This window comes from Xanthomonas sp. NCPPB 1754, assembly GCF_041475725.2.
Lineage (GTDB): Bacteria > Pseudomonadota > Gammaproteobacteria > Xanthomonadales > Xanthomonadaceae > Xanthomonas > Xanthomonas euvesicatoria.
In genome coordinates this window covers 2,140,208-2,158,112 of record NZ_CM192982.1, presented here as the reverse complement: position 1 = coordinate 2,158,112, position 17,905 = coordinate 2,140,208, and the positions used below count along the sequence as shown (strand labels likewise).

Here is a 17,905-nt window from a genome sequence, read left to right as displayed (position 1 = left end):
GGGGGTCCTCAGTAAAGTCGGTCCTGCCACGCCGTAGCGGCGAGCCAGGTAATTTGGTCGGGCGATCGGGCATCGATCGCGCCATGGTCGACCGCGGCGCGAACCTCTCGCTGCATCGCGGCCCAGCTGGGAGCGGCGGCGCCGATGCGCGCGCCAATCCCGTTGTTATGCGCATCCATCGCGCGGCTCGGCGTGCCAACGCCACCGCGTTCCATCACGGCAGTCACCCAATCCACGCAACGCGGGGACAAGCTGTAGGCGACGATGGCGCTCGCAAGGCTGTGTCGGTAGGCATCGGCCGGGCCGTTGCGCCCGCCGGGGAGGCCCGAACCCAGCCACTGCGAATACACCGCAATCAACACGAAGGCCGGATACGCGGACAGCGCCAGCATCGCCAACGCAAACACCCGCCAATGGCGTGTGCGCGGCAGCGAGGCCAGCCCCGTTTTCATCAGGCGCGTGCCGCCATCAGATCCACGAACCGATCGAACAACGGCCCCACATCGCGCGGTCCCGGCGAGGCTTCCGGGTGGCCCTGGAACGAGAACGCCGGTGCGTCGGTGAGCGCGATGCCCTGGTTGGTGCCGTCGAACAACGACCGATGGGTCACCCGCACATTGGCCGGCAAGGTGCTTTCATCCACCGCAAAACCGTGGTTCTGCGAGGTGATCATCACCCGGCCGCCGTCCAGATCCTGCACCGGGTGGTTGGCGCCGTGATGGCCGGTGGTCATCTTCAGCGTCTTGGCGCCGGCGGCCAGCGCCAGCAACTGATGGCCCAGGCAGATGCCGAAGGTCGGCACCTTCTGCGCGATCAATTCCTTGATCGCATCGATCGCGTAGTCGCACGGCTCCGGGTCGCCCGGGCCATTGGACAGGAACACGCCATCGGGTTGCAGCGCCAGTACCTCGGCCACCGGCGTGCGCGCCGGCACCACCGTAACGTCGCAGCCGCGCTCGGCCAGCATGCGCAGGATGTTGAGCTTCACGCCGTAGTCGTAGGCCACGACCTTGTACTTGGCCGGCACGCTGACGAAGGCGTTGGCATCAAGATCCAGCTGGCCCTCGGTCCACAGGTAGGTCTTCTCGGTCGAGACCACCTTGGCCAGATCCATGCCTTTCAGGCCGGGGAACTTGCGCGCGGCTTCCAGCGCTTTTTCGACGTCGATCTCGCCCGCCATCAGCGCACCGTTCTGGGCGCCCTTCTGCCGCAGCAGGCGGGTCAGCTTGCGGGTGTCGATGCCGGAGATGGCGACTACACCGCGGGCCTGCAGCCATTCCGGCAAGGCCACCTGGCTGCGCCAGTTGCTGGGGCGGCGCGGCACATCGCGCACGATCAGGCCGGCCGCCCAGATCTTGCGGGCTTCGTCGTCCTGATCGGTGAAGCCCGTGTTGCCGATATGCGGATAGGTCAGCGTGACCATCTGGCGGGCGTAGGAGGGATCGGTCAGGACTTCCTGGTAGCCGGTCATGGCGGTGTTGAACACCACTTCACCGACGGAAAGCCCGTTGGCGCCTACGGATTCGCCCTCGAACACGGTGCCGTCTTCGAGGACAAGGATTGCGGGTTGGGTCACGTGGGGGTCTCGCTCTGGCTGCCTGGGACTCCGATGCGCTCCCGGTCAAATTCCGGTTGCAGCAAAGCGCGGACGCGGTGCTGGGGACCGGTCCGACGCTGGTTCGGGCAAGCGAGAATTGTAAAGGCAACTGCCCCGCCATGCCAGTCTGAAGAGCACCGGATGCAGTCGCGGCAGCAATGCCGAGGCATGAATAGGCCGCCGCGTGCGGCTACCGTTCATGCATGGCTGCAGGCGTGCTCACAGCACCAGATCGCGCACGCGGTAGCTGCCTGCCGGCTTGCCGATCAGCCGCTTGGCCGCATGCAAGGCACCGCGCGCGAAGATGTCGCGGTTGGTTGCGCGATGTACCAGCTCGACCCGCTCGCCCAGCCCGGTGAACTGCACGGCGTGTTCGCCGACGATGTCGCCGGCACGCAAGCTGACATAGCGCGGCTGGGCGCCGCTGCCGGTCGCCGCTTCGCCCAGCGTCAACGCGGTGCCGGAGGGCGCGTCCTGCTTGTGCACGTGATGCGCTTCGAGGATGTCGCAGTCCCAACCCGGCAAGGTGCCGGCCGCGCGCTCCACCAGCTCTGTCAGCACCGCAACGCCGAGACTGAAGTTAGACGCCCACACCAGCGCGATCTGCTGGGCGGCATCGCGCAAGGCCGCACGCTGCGCCTCGTCGAGCCCGGTAGTACCGGACACTAACGGCTTGCCGCGCTGTGCGCACAACGCCAGGATCGGTGCGAAGCCCTGCGGCAGACTGAAATCGATGGCCACATCGAACGCAGGCGCGCCGCCGAGTTCGCTGGCAGCGAAGAACGGCACCCCATCGACCACGCGCTGGGAGGGCGAGCGGCCCACCACGGCGCCAACCACCTGCAAGCTCTGGTCTTCGGCAGCCAATCGCAGCAACGCCTTGCCCATCCGCCCGGAGGCCCCGTGGATCAGAACTTTCACAGCAGAGGTTGTCATGGCGGCGGCTGGCTTGGCGATGTGGGTGGTACACGATAGCCGGGATTGGGGATTTGCGATTAGCGAGTCGTCACCGCGGCGCCGCATTGCGCACGATGCGGCATTGCGTGGTGAGGCGACCGGTCGCCTTCGGGGTGGGCGACGAGGCCTGGCGAACGGCTCCTGGATGGGTGCTGAGAAGTAGAGAACCGCGGGAATGCAACCGGACTTTGCCCACTCCGCACCCGGCATGCACCCAACCATGTAGGCGGTGATGTCGGCCGCTCTACGCGTGGCTATCGCAACGTAGCGCGCCATCGTCACCCAGGCCTGGAATGCGCGGCGCAAGCGCATAACGGTGCTGTACTAGCCAAGGACGCAGCGACCACATCCGCCTGGCACTGCGCAGCAGCTTTGTCAGCCGCGCTTAGAGCGTGTTATGCGCTTTGCGGTGAGCGCGAAACGTCCCGTGGCGCGTTAAGAAGGCGTGCGCTGCGACCCCAGGCTGGGTGCCTGGGCAAGGGGCGCAACGCGGCATCGGCGCGTCACAGGGCGCTTCCCGGAGGGTTGGCCGTCGGCGCACGGAGCGCGCGCCGGCTTGGCTTGCGTTGGCGCCAGACAAGCCGGCGCCGCTCCGCATTTGCTCCGTGCCGCTGGCGGCCAACGCATCCCATCCCAACGTGCATAACACGCTCTAATCGCCGACACCGTCCAGCCGCTTGCTCCAGCTTTCCACTTCGCTACGCTGCAGGCGGCGTTCGAAAAGCGTGCGCCAGGACGGCACGAGCGGCAGCTGCAATACCGCGGTGACAGCTGCAACATCGACCTGACGGGCGTACAGCACCTGCTGAAGACGCGACAGCGGCCAATCCGGATGCGGCCGCGCCTGCAGGGTCAGCAGGTCGCCGGCCGCGACGCTGCCCGGCTGCAGTACGCGGTAATACCAACCGGTTCGGCCGGTTTCCTGTACACGGCGCGCCAGCTCGCGCACACCAAAACGGTCCGACAGCTTCCAGCACGGCTGTCGCAACTGCGACACCTCCACCACCGCCGTGCCCAAGGTGAAGCGATCGCCAAGACAGACATCGGCTTCGGTCACGCCCACACTGCTGAGGTTTTCGCCGAAGGCACCTACCGTCTCCAGCAGCACGTGCGGACCAAGTTCGTCGCGCCAGGCGGCGTAGTGATCGCGCGGATAATGATGGATGGCCTTGTCCGGCCCGCCATGCACGCGCCGGTCGCCCTGCTCGTCGCCCTCCAGGCCTTCGAGGCCGACCTGCACCGCTCCCTGAAGCGGACGTTTGTCGATCGCACTGCGGCTGCCAGGTCGAGTGAAGTCGCGCGCGCTGCCGATGGCGACGTGGTCGATCCTGATCGCGATCGGCGCACCCTGCTCTGCGGTCGCCATCGTCACGCACCCAGCCCTGGCAATTCGGCCAGCGCCTCGCGCAGCAACTCGCCCAGCACCTGGATGCCGGCATCGATCTTCTCGCCGGGCACGGTGACGAACGACAGACGCAGCGTATTGGTCTGCGGCAAGGTGGCGAAGAACGGCGCGCCGGGTACGAACGCGACATTGCGTGCGATGGCCCGCGCCAGCAACGCGGTCCCATCCAACCCCGGCGGCAAGGTCACCCACAAGAACATGCCGCCTTCCGGGCGATTCCATTGCACCTGCGACGGGAAGTGCCGGTCCAGTGCCTCAAGCATCAGGCTGCACTGGCGCGCGTACAGCGCACGGATCTGCGGAATATGGGTCTGGAGAAAATCGTCCTGCAGCGTCTGGTACACCACGCGCTGGGTAAACGATGGGGTATGCAGATCGGCCGCCTGCTTGGCCTGGATCAGCTTGCCCAACACCGCTTCGGGCGCCACCACGTAACCCAGTCGCAAACCCGGCGCGAGCACCTTGGAGAACGAGCCCATGTAGATGACGCCTTCGGGGTTCATCGCCAACAGACTCGGCAACGGCTGCCCGCTGTAGTACAGCTCGCCGTACGGGTCGTCTTCGACAATCGGCACGCCTGCCTCGGCAGCACGCGCCACCAAGGCCTGGCGACGCGCCAACGGCAAGCGCCGGCCGGTGGGATTCTGAAAATTCGGCAGGCAGTACAGAAAGCGCGCATCGGCCAGCAGCGCCGGATCCAGCGCATCCACCACCACACCGTCCTCGTCCGAGGGCATGCCGACGAAGGCGGGCTGGAACAAAGAAAACGCCTGCAACGCGCCCAGGTAGCTCGGCGTTTCCACCAACACCTTGCTGCCTTCGTCGATGAAGACCTTGCCGAGCAGGTCCAGGCCTTGTTGCGAGCCGGTGGTGATCAGCACCTGGCTGGGCCGGATGCTGGCGCCATCGCGACTCAGCCGCGCGGCCACCCATTCGCGCAGCGGCGCATAACCTTCGGTTGGGCCGTATTGCAAGGCCGCCTGCGGGGCGTCGCGCAGCACCTGGTCGCTGGCAGCGCGCATGCGCTCCACCGGAAAGGTGGCCGGCGACGGCAGGCCGCCAGCGAAGGAAATGACCTCCGGCCGTTCGGTCACCTTGAGGATTTCGCGAATCGCCGAACTGGTCAGCGCCTGCGCACGTCGGGAGATCTGGAAGGAAGTCGTCATGGCGCAAGCATAGCGAACGCCAGTGGTTGCGGCGCTGTGCAGTGCAGCGACGGAGCGCTGGCCGCTCGCCTGACCCGGCACGGAGCCGGGAGACCGGCAGCACGTCGCCGGCAATCGCCAGCCAACCGTGGAGCGCGCATTGCAACTGCCCTGTCTGCATCGCACAGGCCGCATCCAGCGACGACCGCGCCGCTGGGGCAAGCGCAGTCACTTGGTCAGCTGCGCTTATTGATACGCCGGGCCGACCCAGGCGGTGCCTTCGCTGTGGGCGATGAGCGTCTTCCAGCGCTTGCAGATCACCTTGTCGCGTGTGCGAAAGGTCATGCGCACGCCCGGCAGACCGAGCGTGGCACGCGTTTCGACCATCGCCGAATGTTCGTCTGCGGCGATATCGATCTTGGTGATGGACTGTTTGTAGTCGATCAGCTCTTCCGGATCGGCCACGTGACTCATCTGCCGCAGCACCTGCGCCCATTCGCCGTTGGATTTGCAATATTTCTCGCGGTTGGCGGTCTGCCGCTGCTGATGGGAATCCATGCGGTACAGCACCACCATTTCGAATTCCGGCGCGGTCATTGCGCAGAGCGCCTCGCCGTCCTGGCTCAACATCGCCTTGTCGTGCGCGGCATAGAAATCGCGCACCTGCTTCTCGTCGAGCGCGTTGCCGCCATAGTTATAGAGACCCGCAACGGCGGCCAGCACCGCCAACAACACCAGCAAACGCATCACCGCCCCCTTGTCTGGCCGCGTCCTGCGGCCGCGCAAGTGTAGACCAGACGACGGGGGTCAATGGCTGCGGGGCGGTGTCGGGCCGCAGCTGTCGCAACCACCGCAGGCGGAGACGTTTTGGGCGGCAGGCGGTGCTACGCGACGCCCCAGTGCCTGCACCCATGCCGGCCGCCCGCTGCGCAGCAGCCCAAGCGCGAGCGCGCCACGCAGGCGACGCAGCACACCGGGAAACTGTTTCTTCATCACCACCCACAGGCTGACCAGCACTGCGATGGCGATCACCAGGTATTGCAGCGTAAGCGAAAGCGTCATCTCAGCCGGCCCCCAGCAGCACGGCCAGCTGGTAGGTCACCAGCGACGCCAGGTAGGCCAGCGCGAACAGGTACACCGCGCTGATGGTCATCTGCTTCCACGAGTTGGTTTCGCGCTTGATCGTGGCCAGCGTGGAGATGCACATCGGTGCGTAGATGTACCAGACCAGCAGCGACAACGCGGTGGCCAGCGACCACCCGTCGCTGATCAACGGCGACAACGCCTGCGCTGCCGCGTCGTCGTCGGCAGCAGACAACGCGTACACCGTGGCCAGCGAGGCCACCGCCACTTCGCGTGCGGCCAGGCCGGGAATCAATGCGATGCAGATCTGCCAGTTGAAGCCCAGCGGTGCGAAGAACACTGCCATTGCGTGGCCGATACGACCGGCGAAGCTGTAGTCGATTGCCGGCAAGGTGGCATTGGCCGGCGCCTCGGGAAACGACAGCAGGAACCACAGCAGGATGGTCAGCGCCAGGATGATGCCGCCCACGCGCTTGAGGAAGATCCAGGCGCGCTCCCACAGCCCCAGCGCCAAGTCGCGTACCTGCGGCACGCGGTAGGACGGCAGCTCCAGCATCAACGGGTGCTCGCTCTTGTCGCGCCGCCATTTCTTCATCGTCCACGAGACCAGCAGCGCACTGACGATGGCCGCAGCATACAGCCCGAACAGCACCAGTCCCTGCTGGTTGAAGATGCCCCACACGGTCTTCTGCGGAATGAAGGCGCCGATCAACAACGCATACACCGGCAACCGCGCCGAACACGTCATCAGCGGCGCGACCATGATGGTGGCGAGCCGGTCGCGCGGGTCCTGGATGCTGCGTGTGGACATGATGCCCGGCACCGCACAGGCAAAACTCGACAACAGCGGAATGAACGAGCGCCCCGACAAACCGGCCACCGACATCATGCGATCGAGCAGAAACGCCGCACGCGGCAGGTAGCCGGATTCTTCCAAGGCCAGGATGAAGGCGAACAGGATCAGGATCTGCGGCAGGAACACGATCACCCCGCCCAGCCCGGCGATGACGCCATCCTTGAGCAAGCTGTTGAGCGGACCTTCCGGCAACGTCGCGCCGACCCACTCGCCCAAGGCGGCGGTGCCGCCGTCGATCAGGTCCATGACCGGCGCAGCCCAGGCATAGACCGCCTGGAAGATCATGAACATCACCACCGCCAGCGTGACCAGGCCCCAGATCGGATGCAGCAGCCAGCGGTCCAGCGCATCGTCCACGCGCGAGGTGCGGGTGGGCATGGTCAACGCTGCGCCCAGGATCTGCCGCACCAGCGCGTGATAATTACCGTCGGCCGGCGGATTGGCGGCGGGCGCCGTCAGGCGTGCCGCCTGCGCGTCGAGCCGCTCGACCAGCACCTTGGCACCACCGCGCCGCACCGCCACCGTTTCGACCACCGGCACGCCGAGCGCCTGCTCCAGCGCCGGCAGGTCGATGACAATGCCGCGTCGCTGTGCGGCATCCATCATGTTCAGCGCCACGATCATCGGCCGGCCGAGCTCGCGCAGTTCCAACGCAAAGCGCAGATGCAGGCGCAGATTGGTCGCATCCATCACATAGACCAGCACGTCCGGCGCCGGCTCGCCCGGATAAAAGCCACGGCACAGGTCGCGGGTGATCGCCTCGTCCAGGCTCGCCGGTTGCAGGCTGTAGGCGCCGGGCAGATCCAGCACCGCAAAGTCGCGCCCGGACGGTGCGCGGAAGTGGCCTTCCTTACGCTCGACGGTGACGCCGGTGTAATTGGCCACTTTCTGCCGGCTGCCGGTCAGCTGGTTGAACAGTGCGGTCTTGCCGCTGTTGGGGTTGCCAACCAGCGCCAGACGCAGCGGAACGGTGGCCGCGCTCATGCCGATCCTCCCGCATGGCGCACCTGCACGCGCGCAGCCTCGCTGCGCCGCAGGGCAAAACGCGTATAGCCCACCTGCACCAACAACGGTTCGCGGCCGACCGGCCCGGTGGCCAGCACCGTAACTTCCTCGCCTGCGACAAACCCCAACTCCCGCAAGCGCCGGGCGATCGTGTCGTTGGGGAGACGATCCTCCACGGAGTCCACGATGGCGGCGCGATGCAAAGGCATGTCGGACAGCGTCACAAAGACGGCCTGATTGTTAGGAATGGTTCTCAATTCTAGCATCGACGCACCGCGTCATGGCTCCGGCGACCCGGCCCGCTATCATGGTTCGCATCCCATTCATGGACGTACGCAATGCAGGACACCGGCTTGATCGTCGAAGACCACGGAGCGGTCCGCACCGTGCGATTGCATCGGCCCGCAGTACATAACGCCTTCGATGCGACGCTGATCGCGGCGTTGACCGATGCATTACGCGAGGCGGGCCGGGCGTCGCAGGTCCGCGTCGTCGTGCTGACCGGTGATGGCGCGGCCTTTTCGGCCGGCGCAGACCTGAACTGGATGCGCGGCATGGCCAGCGCCAGCGAAGCCGAGAACGCCGCCGACGCACTGGCGCTGGCGCAGCTGATGCGCACCCTGGATGAACTACCCAAGCCCACCATCGCGCGCGTCAACGGCGCTGCTTTCGGCGGCGGTGTCGGCCTGGTGGCGTGTTGCGATATCGCCATCGGTTGTACCGAGGCGCGCTTCGGCCTGACCGAAAGCAAGCTCGGCCTGCTGCCGGCGGTCATTTCGCCCTATGTGGTTGCAGCGATCGGCGCGCGCCAGGCGCGGCGCTGGTTCGCAACCGCCGAGATCTTCGATGCCGGCACCGCGCAGTTGCTGGGTCTGCTGCACCAGCTGGTGGCCGCCGACCAGCTGGATATCGCAGTGGAACGCCAGGTTCGCCTGTTGCTGGCAGCGGCGCCGCTGGCCACCAGCAGCGCCAAGGCGCTGGTGCGCTCGGTGCTGCCAACTGCCGACCGCGATGCCATCGATGCCGCCAATGCGGCCTTGATTGCCCGTCTGCGCGTGTCGCCCGAAGGCCAGGAAGGCCTGGGTGCGTTTCTGGACAAGCGCAGCGCCGCGTGGATGCCGGAGAGCATGGCGTGAGCGCGATCGACCATATCGGCCTGGCCTGCAGCGACCTGCAAACCAGCACCGCGTTCTACCGGGCCGCGCTGGCGCCCCTGGGCATCACGCTGCTGGTGGAACTGACGGCCGCGCAAACCGGCGGCCGCGCGCATGCCGGCTTCGGCACCGAGCGCCCGTTTCTCTGGCTGGGCTCCCACGCGCAGGCGCCGGGCACCACCCATGTCGCGCTGACGGCGAGCGACCGCCACAGCGTGGATGCGTTTCATCGTGCTGCGCTGGCCGCCGGTGGCCGCGATCACGGCGCGCCCGGGCTGCGCCCGCATTACCACCCACACTATTACAGCGCCTTCGTGCTCGATCCCGATGGCCACAATTGCGAAGCGGTCTGCCACCTCCCCGCATGAGTCTCTTTCCGATGTCCCTGGTTTCCTTGTCCACGCATTCGGCCGCCACCACGCACGCGGTTGCGGCGATGCCTGCACGACGTCATGCGCGCTGCGATGTGAGCGCATGAGCGACTTCGTCCGCATTGTCGAAGTTGGCCCACGCGATGGCCTGCAAAACGAAGCGCAGCCGATCGCCACTGCCGACAAGATCGCGTTGATCGATCAACTCTCGGCCACCGGGCTGCGCACGATTGAAGCAACCAGCTTCGTCAGCCCGCGCTGGGTACCGCAGCTGGCCGACGCCGCCGAGGTGTTTGCCGGCATCGCGCAGGTGCCGGGCATCGCATATCCGGTGCTGGTGCCCAACCTGCAGGGCTACGAACGCGCACGCGCGGCCGGGGCGCAGGAAGTGGCGGTCTTCACCGCGGCGTCGGAGGCGTTCAATCGCACCAATACCAACGCCGGCATCGACGAATCGATCGAACGCTTTCGGCCGATCCTGCAGCAGGCCGCGCTCGATGGTGTGCGCGTGCGCGGCTACGTCTCCACCGTGCTGGGCTGCCCGTACCAGGGCGAAGTGCCGGTGGCCGATGTGGTCGATGTGGCGCAACGTCTGCACGCACTCGGCTGCTATGAAATCTCGCTGGGCGACACCATTGGCGTAGGCACGCCGGTCAAGGCGCGTCAGATGCTGGCCGCGGTGGCGCAGGCGGTGCCGATGCAGGCGTTGGCGGTGCATTTCCACGATACCTATGGGCAGGCGCTGGCCAATATCGCCGCATGCCTGGAGCAAGGCGTACGCGTGATCGATGCGGCCGTGTCCGGTGCGGGCGGCTGCCCGTATGCCAGGGGCGCCAGCGGCAACGTCGCCAGCGAAGACGTGGTGTACCTGTTGCAGGGGCTGGGCATGCCCACCGGCATCGACCTGCCTGCCCTGGCCCGCACCGGCCGCTGGCTGGCGCAGCTGCTCGGTCGCGACACCGGCAGCAAGGTCGGCAAGGCGTTGGCTGCCGCCGGCTGAGGTTTTCCTGCCCGCGCAATCGTGCATCACCGACCACCGCGATCACGCAGGGGCTTGGGCTAGAATTGCAGACCGCTCCGCCGATCGTTCGTTTGCCGCCAACACCGGCCACCAACGCTATTTTAGGGAACCACCGCATGCAGCCCTCTTCTGTTCTTGCCATCGTCACCGGCGGCGTTTCCGGCCTCGGCCTGGCGGTCGCACAGCGTCTGGTGGCCGACGGCGGCAAGGTCGCGTTGTTCGATGTCAACGCCGACAAGGCCGAGTCGGCGCTGGCGCTGCTCGGTGCCGGCAACGCGCATTACTTCGCCACCGATGTCACCGACGAAGCGCAGGTGGCCGCCAATGTGGCGCAGGCTGCACAGGCGCTGGGCGGGCTCAACCTGGTGGTGAATTGCGCCGGCATCCTGGGCGCCGGTCGCGTGCTGGGCAAGGAAGCGCCGATGCCGTTGGCCACCTTCCGCAACACCGTGCTGGTGAATCTGGTCGGCAGCTTCAACGTGGCCAAGGCCGCTGCCGATGTCATGCAACACAACACCGCCGGCGATGACGGCGAGCGCGGCGTGATCGTCAATACCGCCTCGGTGGCGGCATTCGAGGGCCAGATCGGCCAGGCAGCGTATTCGGCAAGCAAAGGCGGCGTGGTCGGCATGACCTTGCCGATGGCACGCGAACTGGCGCGCTTCGGTATCCGCGTGATGACGATCGCGCCGGGCGTGTTCTGGACCCCGATGGTCGACGGCATGCCCGAGGCCGTGCAGCAATCGCTGGCCGCCTCCATCCCGTTCCCCTCGCGTCTGGGCCAGCCCGACGAATACGCCGACACCGTCGCCTTCATCCTGCGCAACCGCTACCTCAACGGCGAAGTGATTCGCCTGGACGGCGGCGTGCGGTTGGTACCCAAGTAGCGGGGATTGGGGAATCGGGAATGGGGAATCGTAACGGCGCCCTGCTCTCAGCACCCCGGCCCCGGCTTTTTCGATTTCCCATTCCCTACTCCCGATTCCCATGAAAGCCAACGACATCAAGAAAGGCAACGTCGTCGAATACAACGGCGGCATTTACCAGATCCGCGACATCGAACGCAGCTCGCCGCAGGGCCGCGGCGGCAATGTGCGCTTTCGTTTCATCATGTACAGCGTGCCGGGCGGGGTGAAAACCGACGCCAGCTTCGATGCCGACGACAACCTGCCGGAAGTGGAGCTGCTGCGCCGGCAGTCCACGTTCTCGTACAAGGATGGCGAAGCGTTCGTGTTCATGGACGACGAAGACTTCACCCCGTACACGCTGGATGCGGACGTGATCGGCACCGACGCCGGCTACATCACCGATGGTCTGACCGGCATCTACGTGCAAGTGATCGACGACCAGCCGGTGGCCGTACAACTGCCGCAGACGGTGACGCTGGAAGTGGTGGAGACTCCGCCGGAATTGAAGGGCGGCACCGCCACCAAGCGGCCCAAGCCGGCCAAGCTCAACACCGGCATGGAAATCATGGTGCCCGAGTACATCACCATTGGCGAACGCGTGCTGGTCAACACCACCACGGGCGAATTTGCCGGTCGCGCCGACTGATGCGTCGCGTTGCTGTTGTCGTGGCCGTGGGTGTGCTGGCGGCCTGCAGCGTGCAACAAACACCGACGCAGACCGCAACGCCTGCGCCGGTGGCCTGCACCGATCCCAAGGTGGAAGACGAATGGCTGCAGCATCCGGCAGGCCTGTGCGGCATGCCGGAGGATGTGCGCAAACTGGTCGACGACTACGACACCTGCGAGCACTTCGCCGGCGAAGAGCCGTATGACGCCGACCGCCGGCACGAAATCGAAGTCGCCGTGGCACAGTTCTGCACGCCGGCACCGGAACGCCTGGCCAAGTTGATGCGGCAGTACCGCAAGGATGCGCATGTCAGCCAATGGCTGCGCCAGTATTCCAAGCAAGCGGATCTGCAACCGGCCGGCTGAGATGCATCGGCTGATCTGACAGCTGCGTGCCAGTGAGGTGGATTACTCCTGCTAGTGGCAGCGTCGCCACAACTCACGGCTGAAGACTGCAGCCGTTCCGTTCTCGCCAAGAGAGGGTGGCGCGCCGCCCGCTCGATGAGGGCGAGGCAATTCGGAGAATCCGGGCTGCCCCTGCCCTCACCCCAACCCTCTCCCAGCGGGAGAGGGGCCGGCACGCGTGCTATTGCACCTGCATAGGGATGCGCACCTCCGAGTGCGCTTTGTCGGCGGCGGCATCACCGCGCGCAAGCACGCGCAGGCGCGCGCGCAAACGCTCCACATTCGCTTCGCCCTGCTGCAGTCCATTGCGCACGTTGGCTGGCAATTGCTGGCGTCCAGCCAGCTGCAGCTGTTTCCAGCCATCGACCAACACCGCGCTTTCCTGCGCCACGCGCGCGCTCAGCTGTTGCTGCTCGTCCGCTTGTGGCAAGCCATACCCCGCGCTGCCCAACAGCACCGCCGGATGACTGAGTTGCGCCTGGCGCGCGAACAGCGCTTGCAGCTGTCCCTGCACCGCGTCGCGCGCGCCCATGCCCGGTTGCAACAGGCGCTTGAGCGCATCGCGCGCCAGCAATTCCTCTCGACGCAGGGCCGCCTGCTCCAGCAACAATGCCGCTGCAGTTTCGCGCAGACCGCCGCGATCGAACCATTGCGCCCGCACCTCGGGCGCGGCCTCCAGCCACTGCGCGACGGTTGTTTGCGGCACTGCGATGCCATGCCGAAGGACGTCGAACATGGCCTGGTAATGCGCTGCCGCCGATTCGAAGTAATAGCCCTGGCGGATGGCTTGTGCAGGGTCGTCCAGCACCTGCAGATCGGCGATGCCGGCACGCTGCAATCGTTGCCGCAGACCGCGCGGCGTGATCGAGGACAAGTTCGCTGCAGCCAGACGCGGCACCCCGTCATGCAGCAACTTGTAGGTTTCCACCGCGCAGTTGTTGCCGATGAAGTAATAGCGCCCGTCGTAACTCCAATGCACCTGCGCGGCGCGCTCGAGCAGGGCCGCGACCTCGTCGGGCGTCAGGGCCAGCGGCACCGACGACAGGGCGCGCAATTCCACCTTGGTGTATTCGTCCACGACCTGGTTCAACGGCAGCACGAACAGCCGCGACGGGTACGAACCCGTGAGCCCGCGCCAGCTGGAAATCTGCACATCGCCCACGAACGCGCGGAACGACAGCACGCGGTGGTATTGCAGATCCAACCGGCATGCGGGGCCCGGCGCACGGCCGGGTGCGCAGATCACCAGGCGCAACATGCTATGGCCCCAGCGGCTCATCGGCTGCTCGTTACCCTCGGCAAGCAGATAGTCCACCGCATACACGCGTGCCGGATCCAGCGTCAGCAACGACATCGCACCGGCGTCGTTATCGGCCTGCAGGTACGGCAGCGCGGCCCCGCAGGGCGTGACACCCTGCGGCGGACCGATGCGTTGCGCAAACCAGGCCGCCAGCGCAGGGCGCCGGCAGGCGTAGTCGGCGTCCAGCACGTAATGCTCGAGATTGACCGCAACGAACTCGGCCGGGCTGCGGCGTTCGTATTCGTCTGGGCTGCGGTCGCTGAACCGATTGTCGCTGCGCCCCACCCGCCACGGCCGCACCTGCCAGCCGGCAAGGTCGCGCAGGCGCCGATCGCGCGACCACGCGCTGCGTGCGCCGCGATCGAACACATGCGCCAGTTCGTGTATGAGCGCTGCCATCGCCGCGCGCGTGGCAGTTGCGTTTTGTTCGGAACGTGCGTCGTCGGATTGCGCGCTCCACGCCTGCAGCAGCGCGCGATCGAGCAGGATGCGATTGCCGATTGCACGGCCGTGTACCTGCGCCGGCAGATCGGTGCGCCATTGCAGCTGGATCGGGGCGGCCATCCGCTGCGTCCAGCCCTGCGGCAATCGCCGTGCGACCAACTGCACCAGCGCGTTGCTTGCTTCGATCTCCGCCGCAGGCAAGTCCGAGCGAACCACCTCGACCAACAATTCGGCCTGCGCCTGCGGTGCGACCAAGGCGGCCAGCAGCAGCCAGCCGCACCGCCGGCGCAGACTCACCGGGCCAGAATGGACTGCGCCAGCTCCAGGTCGCTGGCCAGCCGCGCAGCGTCGCTACGGCTACGCAACTGCAGCAACGCCGCTTCCAGACGCGCACCACGGATGACGCCATCGCTGGCAACAAAACCGGCCGCATCTTCGCGGGCGTCGGCCACCACCTTGTCGTCGCCGGAGCTGCTGCCGGACGAATTGGACGAGCCAGCCGACGAGGCACCTGCCGAAGTACCGGCCAGGCTGGATGCGAACGCTGCCAGCGGCAGCAGCGTCAAAGCGCAGAACACGAGGGAGCGCATCATGGGCTGATCGATTCCGTGTGAAGGTGCGGGAAGACTAACCGGCAGGCGTGTTGGCAGGTGCGTCATGCATCTCGAACAGCTTGCCGGGATTCAGCAAAAGATGAGGATCGAGCACATGTTTGATGCCGCGCATCAAGGCGATTTCCTCGGCAGAGCGCGTGCTCCACAGATAGGCCTTCTTGACCAGGCCGATGCCGTGTTCGGCGGAAATGCTGCCGTCGAAACGCTGCAGGGCCTGCGCCAGCAACTTGGTGACCTGATCGCAGGCCGCAACGAAATCGACCTGGCTGGTGCCATCGGGCTTGAGCACGTTGATGTGCAGGTTGCCATCGCCGATATGGCCGAACCAAACCACATCGAAATGCGGATACGCATCGTGCAGCAACGCCTGGGTTTCGGCCAGGAACGCCGGCATCGCCGAGATGCGCACCGACACGTCGTTCTTGTACGGCGTGTAGCGCGCCAGCGCTTCGGTGATGCCTTCGCGCAGGCGCCACAGTTGCGCCGCCTGCGCATCGCTCTGGCTGATCACGCCGTCGCTGACCCAGCCCTGCTCCATGCAGGTCTCGAAGGCCGCCATCGCAGCCGCCTCCTGCGCCTCGTCGCCTGCGGCGAATTCGGTAACCACGTAGTACGGGTAAACCTGCGCAAACGGCGCCTGCGCGCCATGCGCAAGCACGTGTTCCAGCGCGCGATCGGTGAAAAATTCGAACGCCTCCAGGCGCAACTGCGCGCGAAACGCGGCGAACACCTGCATCAGCACTTCGAACGAGGGCAACGCCAGCAACATCACGTTACTGGGCGGCGGCGGGTCGGTCAGCCGCAGCGTGGCTTCGACCACGATGCCGAGCGTGCCTTCGGAGCCGATCATCAGATGGCGGAAGTCGTAGCCGCTGGAATTTTTGACCAGCGCGTTGTTGAGTTCCAGCAACTCGCCGCCACCGGTGACCACCTTCAACCCGGCCACCCATTCGCGCGTATTGCCGTAGCGGATCACCCGGATGCCGCCGGCATTGGTGGCGATATTGCCGCCGATCGAACACGAACCGCGCGCCGCAAAATCCACGGGGTACACCAGCCCATGCTCGCGCGCGGCGTTGTGCACCGCTTCCAGCGGCATGCCGGCCTGCACGGTGAGCGTGCGATCCACTGCATTGAAATCCAGCGGTTTGTTCAAACGCTCCAGGCTCAACACCAATTCGCCGTTGGCCGCCACTGCGCCGCCGGACAAGCCCGTGCGCCCGCCCGACGGTACCACCGCCACGCCTTGCGCATTTGCCCAACGCACGACCGCCTGCACTTCCTCCACCGAGCCCGGCAAGGCGATCGCGAGTGGGTTCGGCGTCCAGCGGCGTGTCCAGTCGCGCCCGTAATGCTCCAGGTCGGCCGGGTTGGTCTTCACACGCAACGCAGGCACGGCCTGTTGCAACGAAAGGAGGCGGGGATCGGTCATGGCACGCGGCGCTGCAGTAGGAACCGCACAGCGTGCCAGCGCCGGCCTGCCCCGTCCAGCCGGCGCACTCCCGGCCGACGCAGCGTTGGATTCAGCTGAAACCGTTGCGCCGCAAGGGCTTCGCCGGTGCGAACACCGCATCGCGGCCACCCAATCGCGCACCCCATCTGGCATAGTTGCCGGCCCGATTGCTGCATTGCGTTCCCCCATGTCGCTGAAGAAAACCTCGTTTCCCAAGCAGGACATCCGCGTGCTGTTGCTGGAAGGCATCAGCCCGACCGCCGTGGACGTGTTCCGCGCCGCCGGCTACTCGCAGATCGAACTGCACGCCAAATCGCTGCCGGAAGACGAGTTGATCGCCCGCATCGCCGACGCACACATTGTGGGCATCCGCTCACGCACCCAGCTGAGCGCCGAGGTGCTGGCGCATGCCAAGCGCCTGATCGCAGTCGGCTGCTTCTGCATCGGTACCAACCAGGTGGACCTGGACGCGGCCGAGCTGGCCGGCATCCCGGTGTTCAACGCGCCCTACTCCAATACCCGCAGCGTGGCCGAACTGGTCATCGCCGAAGCGATCCTGTTGCTGCGTGGCATTCCGCAGAAGAACGCGCAATGCCATCGCGGCGGCTGGTCCAAGTCGGCCGCCGGCAGCCACGAAACGCGCGGCAAGGTGCTGGGCATCGTCGGCTACGGGCATATCGGCACCCAGGTCGGCGTGCTGGCCGAAGCGTTGGGCATGCAGGTGATCTTCCACGATATCGAAACCAAGCTGTCGTTGGGCAACGCACGCGCGGCCATCGACCTGGACGACCTGCTGGCGCGCTCGGACGTGGTCACCTTGCACGTGCCGGAGACCCCGTCGACCAAGGACATGATCGGCGCGGCGGAAATCGCCCGCATGAAACCCGGGGCGCATCTCATCAACGCCTCGCGTGGCACCGTCATCGACATCGACGCGCTGGATGCGGCGCTCACCTCCGGCCACATCGGCGGCGCGGCGGTGGATGTCTTTCCGATCGAGCCCAAGGGCAATGGCGATGCGTTCGAATCGCCGCTCACCGCGCACGACAATGTGATCCTGACCCCGCACGTGGGCGGCAGCACGCTGGAGGCGCAGGACAACATCGGGATCGAGGTCGCCGCCAAACTGGTGCGCTATAGCGACAATGGCAGCACCTTGTCGGCAGTGAACTTTCCGGAGGTCACCCTGCCCGAGCACGCTGAAAGCCTGCGGTTGTTGCATATCCATCGCAATGTGCCGGGCGTGCTGTCGCAGATCAACGAATTGTTCTCGCGCCATAACGTCAACATCGACGGCCAGTTCCTGCGCACCGACCCCAAGGTGGGCTATGTGGTCATCGATGTCAGCGCCAGCGAGGAGCTTGCCGGCGTGCTGAAGGACGAGCTGGGACAGATCACCGGCACCTTGCGGACGCGGGTCCTGTATTGAGCGGGATTTGGGAATCGGGATTCGGGATTGGTAACAGCGGTTCGCCGCAGCCGGTGGGTTCATCGGTCCAACCACGCTGTGGGAGCAGACAT

At 66.2% G+C, this 17,905-nt stretch carries 19 protein-coding genes; 7 read left to right on the top strand and 12 right to left on the bottom strand.

Features of this window, described 5'->3' with window-relative positions; all coding sequences use genetic code 11:
• Positions 1–8 precede the first annotated feature (8 nt).
• The 9 genes from ACCQ15_RS09585 to ACCQ15_RS09545 form a co-directional block, all read right to left on the bottom strand.
• On the bottom strand, positions 9–452 hold the full coding sequence (locus tag ACCQ15_RS09585; RefSeq protein WP_008571477.1) for a hypothetical protein: 444 nt from the start codon (positions 450–452) through the stop codon (positions 9–11).
• Positions 452–1,576, bottom strand: coding sequence for a glutamine-hydrolyzing carbamoyl-phosphate synthase small subunit (gene carA, locus ACCQ15_RS09580; protein WP_029819292.1), 1,125 nt, complete (start codon positions 1,574–1,576; stop codon positions 452–454). The genes ACCQ15_RS09585 and carA overlap by 1 nt, the downstream gene beginning before the upstream one ends.
• A 240-nt stretch (positions 1,577–1,816) precedes the next feature.
• The gene (gene dapB, locus ACCQ15_RS09575) at positions 1,817–2,533 is read right to left on the bottom strand and encodes a 4-hydroxy-tetrahydrodipicolinate reductase (protein ID WP_372172553.1); all 717 of its coding nucleotides are present in this window, start codon (positions 2,531–2,533) and stop codon (positions 1,817–1,819) included.
• A 673-nt stretch (positions 2,534–3,206) separates the two neighbouring features.
• Positions 3,207–3,926: an MOSC domain-containing protein gene (locus ACCQ15_RS09570; protein WP_029819290.1), complete on the bottom strand. Its 720-nt coding sequence runs from the start codon at positions 3,924–3,926 to the stop codon at positions 3,207–3,209.
• Positions 3,923–5,125 carry an aminotransferase-like domain-containing protein gene (locus tag ACCQ15_RS09565; protein WP_218495453.1) on the bottom strand — a complete coding sequence of 401 codons (1,203 nt, stop codon included), beginning with the start codon at positions 5,123–5,125 and terminating at the stop codon, positions 3,923–3,925. The genes ACCQ15_RS09570 and ACCQ15_RS09565 overlap by 4 nt, the downstream gene beginning before the upstream one ends.
• A 225-nt stretch (positions 5,126–5,350) precedes the next feature.
• Positions 5,351–5,851, bottom strand: coding sequence for a nuclear transport factor 2 family protein (locus ACCQ15_RS09560; RefSeq protein WP_372381449.1), 501 nt, complete (start codon positions 5,849–5,851; stop codon positions 5,351–5,353).
• A 60-nt stretch (positions 5,852–5,911) separates the two neighbouring features.
• Entirely contained in the window at positions 5,912–6,166 is a 255-nt protein-coding gene (locus ACCQ15_RS09555; protein ID WP_008571471.1) for a DUF6587 family protein, read from the bottom strand.
• Between the two features lies 1 nt (position 6,167).
• A complete protein-coding gene (gene feoB, locus ACCQ15_RS09550; RefSeq protein ID WP_372381448.1) occupies positions 6,168–8,027 on the bottom strand; it encodes a ferrous iron transporter B in 1,860 nt (619 codons plus the stop codon).
• On the bottom strand, positions 8,024–8,272 hold the full coding sequence (locus ACCQ15_RS09545) for a FeoA family protein (protein WP_003486267.1): 249 nt from the start codon (positions 8,270–8,272) through the stop codon (positions 8,024–8,026). The genes feoB and ACCQ15_RS09545 overlap by 4 nt, the downstream gene beginning before the upstream one ends.
• A gap of 114 nt (positions 8,273–8,386) precedes the next feature.
• Here ACCQ15_RS09545 and ACCQ15_RS09540 point away from each other — a divergent pair, with 114 nt between their 5' ends.
• The 6 genes from ACCQ15_RS09540 (at position 8,387) to ACCQ15_RS09515 (ending at position 12,534) form a co-directional block, all read left to right on the top strand.
• Positions 8,387–9,184: an enoyl-CoA hydratase-related protein gene (locus ACCQ15_RS09540; protein WP_372358944.1), complete on the top strand. Its 798-nt coding sequence runs from the start codon at positions 8,387–8,389 to the stop codon at positions 9,182–9,184.
• Entirely contained in the window at positions 9,181–9,570 is a 390-nt protein-coding gene (locus ACCQ15_RS09535; protein ID WP_008571467.1) for a VOC family protein, read from the top strand. Before ACCQ15_RS09540 ends, ACCQ15_RS09535 begins: the two co-directional genes overlap by 4 nt.
• A gap of 106 nt (positions 9,571–9,676) precedes the next feature.
• Positions 9,677–10,573 (top strand): hydroxymethylglutaryl-CoA lyase, encoded by an 897-nt coding sequence (locus tag ACCQ15_RS09530; protein WP_008571466.1) that lies wholly within the window; start codon positions 9,677–9,679, stop codon positions 10,571–10,573.
• Between the two features lie 137 nt (positions 10,574–10,710).
• On the top strand, positions 10,711–11,481 hold the full coding sequence (locus ACCQ15_RS09525) for an SDR family NAD(P)-dependent oxidoreductase (RefSeq protein WP_372381447.1): 771 nt from the start codon (positions 10,711–10,713) through the stop codon (positions 11,479–11,481).
• Positions 11,482–11,581: 100 nt separating this feature from the next.
• Positions 11,582–12,148, top strand: coding sequence for an elongation factor P-like protein YeiP (gene yeiP / locus ACCQ15_RS09520; protein ID WP_372381446.1), 567 nt, complete (start codon positions 11,582–11,584; stop codon positions 12,146–12,148).
• A complete protein-coding gene (locus tag ACCQ15_RS09515) occupies positions 12,148–12,534 on the top strand; it encodes a hypothetical protein (protein WP_014090056.1) in 387 nt (128 codons plus the stop codon). Before yeiP ends, ACCQ15_RS09515 begins: the two co-directional genes overlap by 1 nt.
• A gap of 220 nt (positions 12,535–12,754) precedes the next feature.
• On the opposite strand, the gene ACCQ15_RS09510 is transcribed toward ACCQ15_RS09515, so the two are convergent.
• Genes ACCQ15_RS09510 through ACCQ15_RS09500 form a run of 3 tightly spaced genes read right to left on the bottom strand, consistent with a single transcriptional unit; the run spans position 12,755 to position 16,363 of the window.
• Positions 12,755–14,614 carry a DUF7844 domain-containing protein gene (locus ACCQ15_RS09510; protein ID WP_372381445.1) on the bottom strand — a complete coding sequence of 620 codons (1,860 nt, stop codon included), beginning with the start codon at positions 14,612–14,614 and terminating at the stop codon, positions 12,755–12,757.
• Entirely contained in the window at positions 14,611–14,910 is a 300-nt protein-coding gene (locus ACCQ15_RS09505; RefSeq protein ID WP_008571460.1) for a DUF2388 domain-containing protein, read from the bottom strand. Before ACCQ15_RS09505 ends, ACCQ15_RS09510 begins: the two co-directional genes overlap by 4 nt.
• A 34-nt stretch (positions 14,911–14,944) precedes the next feature.
• Positions 14,945–16,363 (bottom strand): D-2-hydroxyglutarate dehydrogenase, encoded by a 1,419-nt coding sequence (locus ACCQ15_RS09500; protein WP_372381444.1) that lies wholly within the window; start codon positions 16,361–16,363, stop codon positions 14,945–14,947.
• A gap of 208 nt (positions 16,364–16,571) precedes the next feature.
• On the opposite strand from ACCQ15_RS09500, the gene serA reads away from it, so the two are divergent.
• Positions 16,572–17,813, top strand: coding sequence for a phosphoglycerate dehydrogenase (serA, locus tag ACCQ15_RS09495; protein WP_057680755.1), 1,242 nt, complete (start codon positions 16,572–16,574; stop codon positions 17,811–17,813).
• Positions 17,814–17,905: the final 92 nt, after the last annotated feature.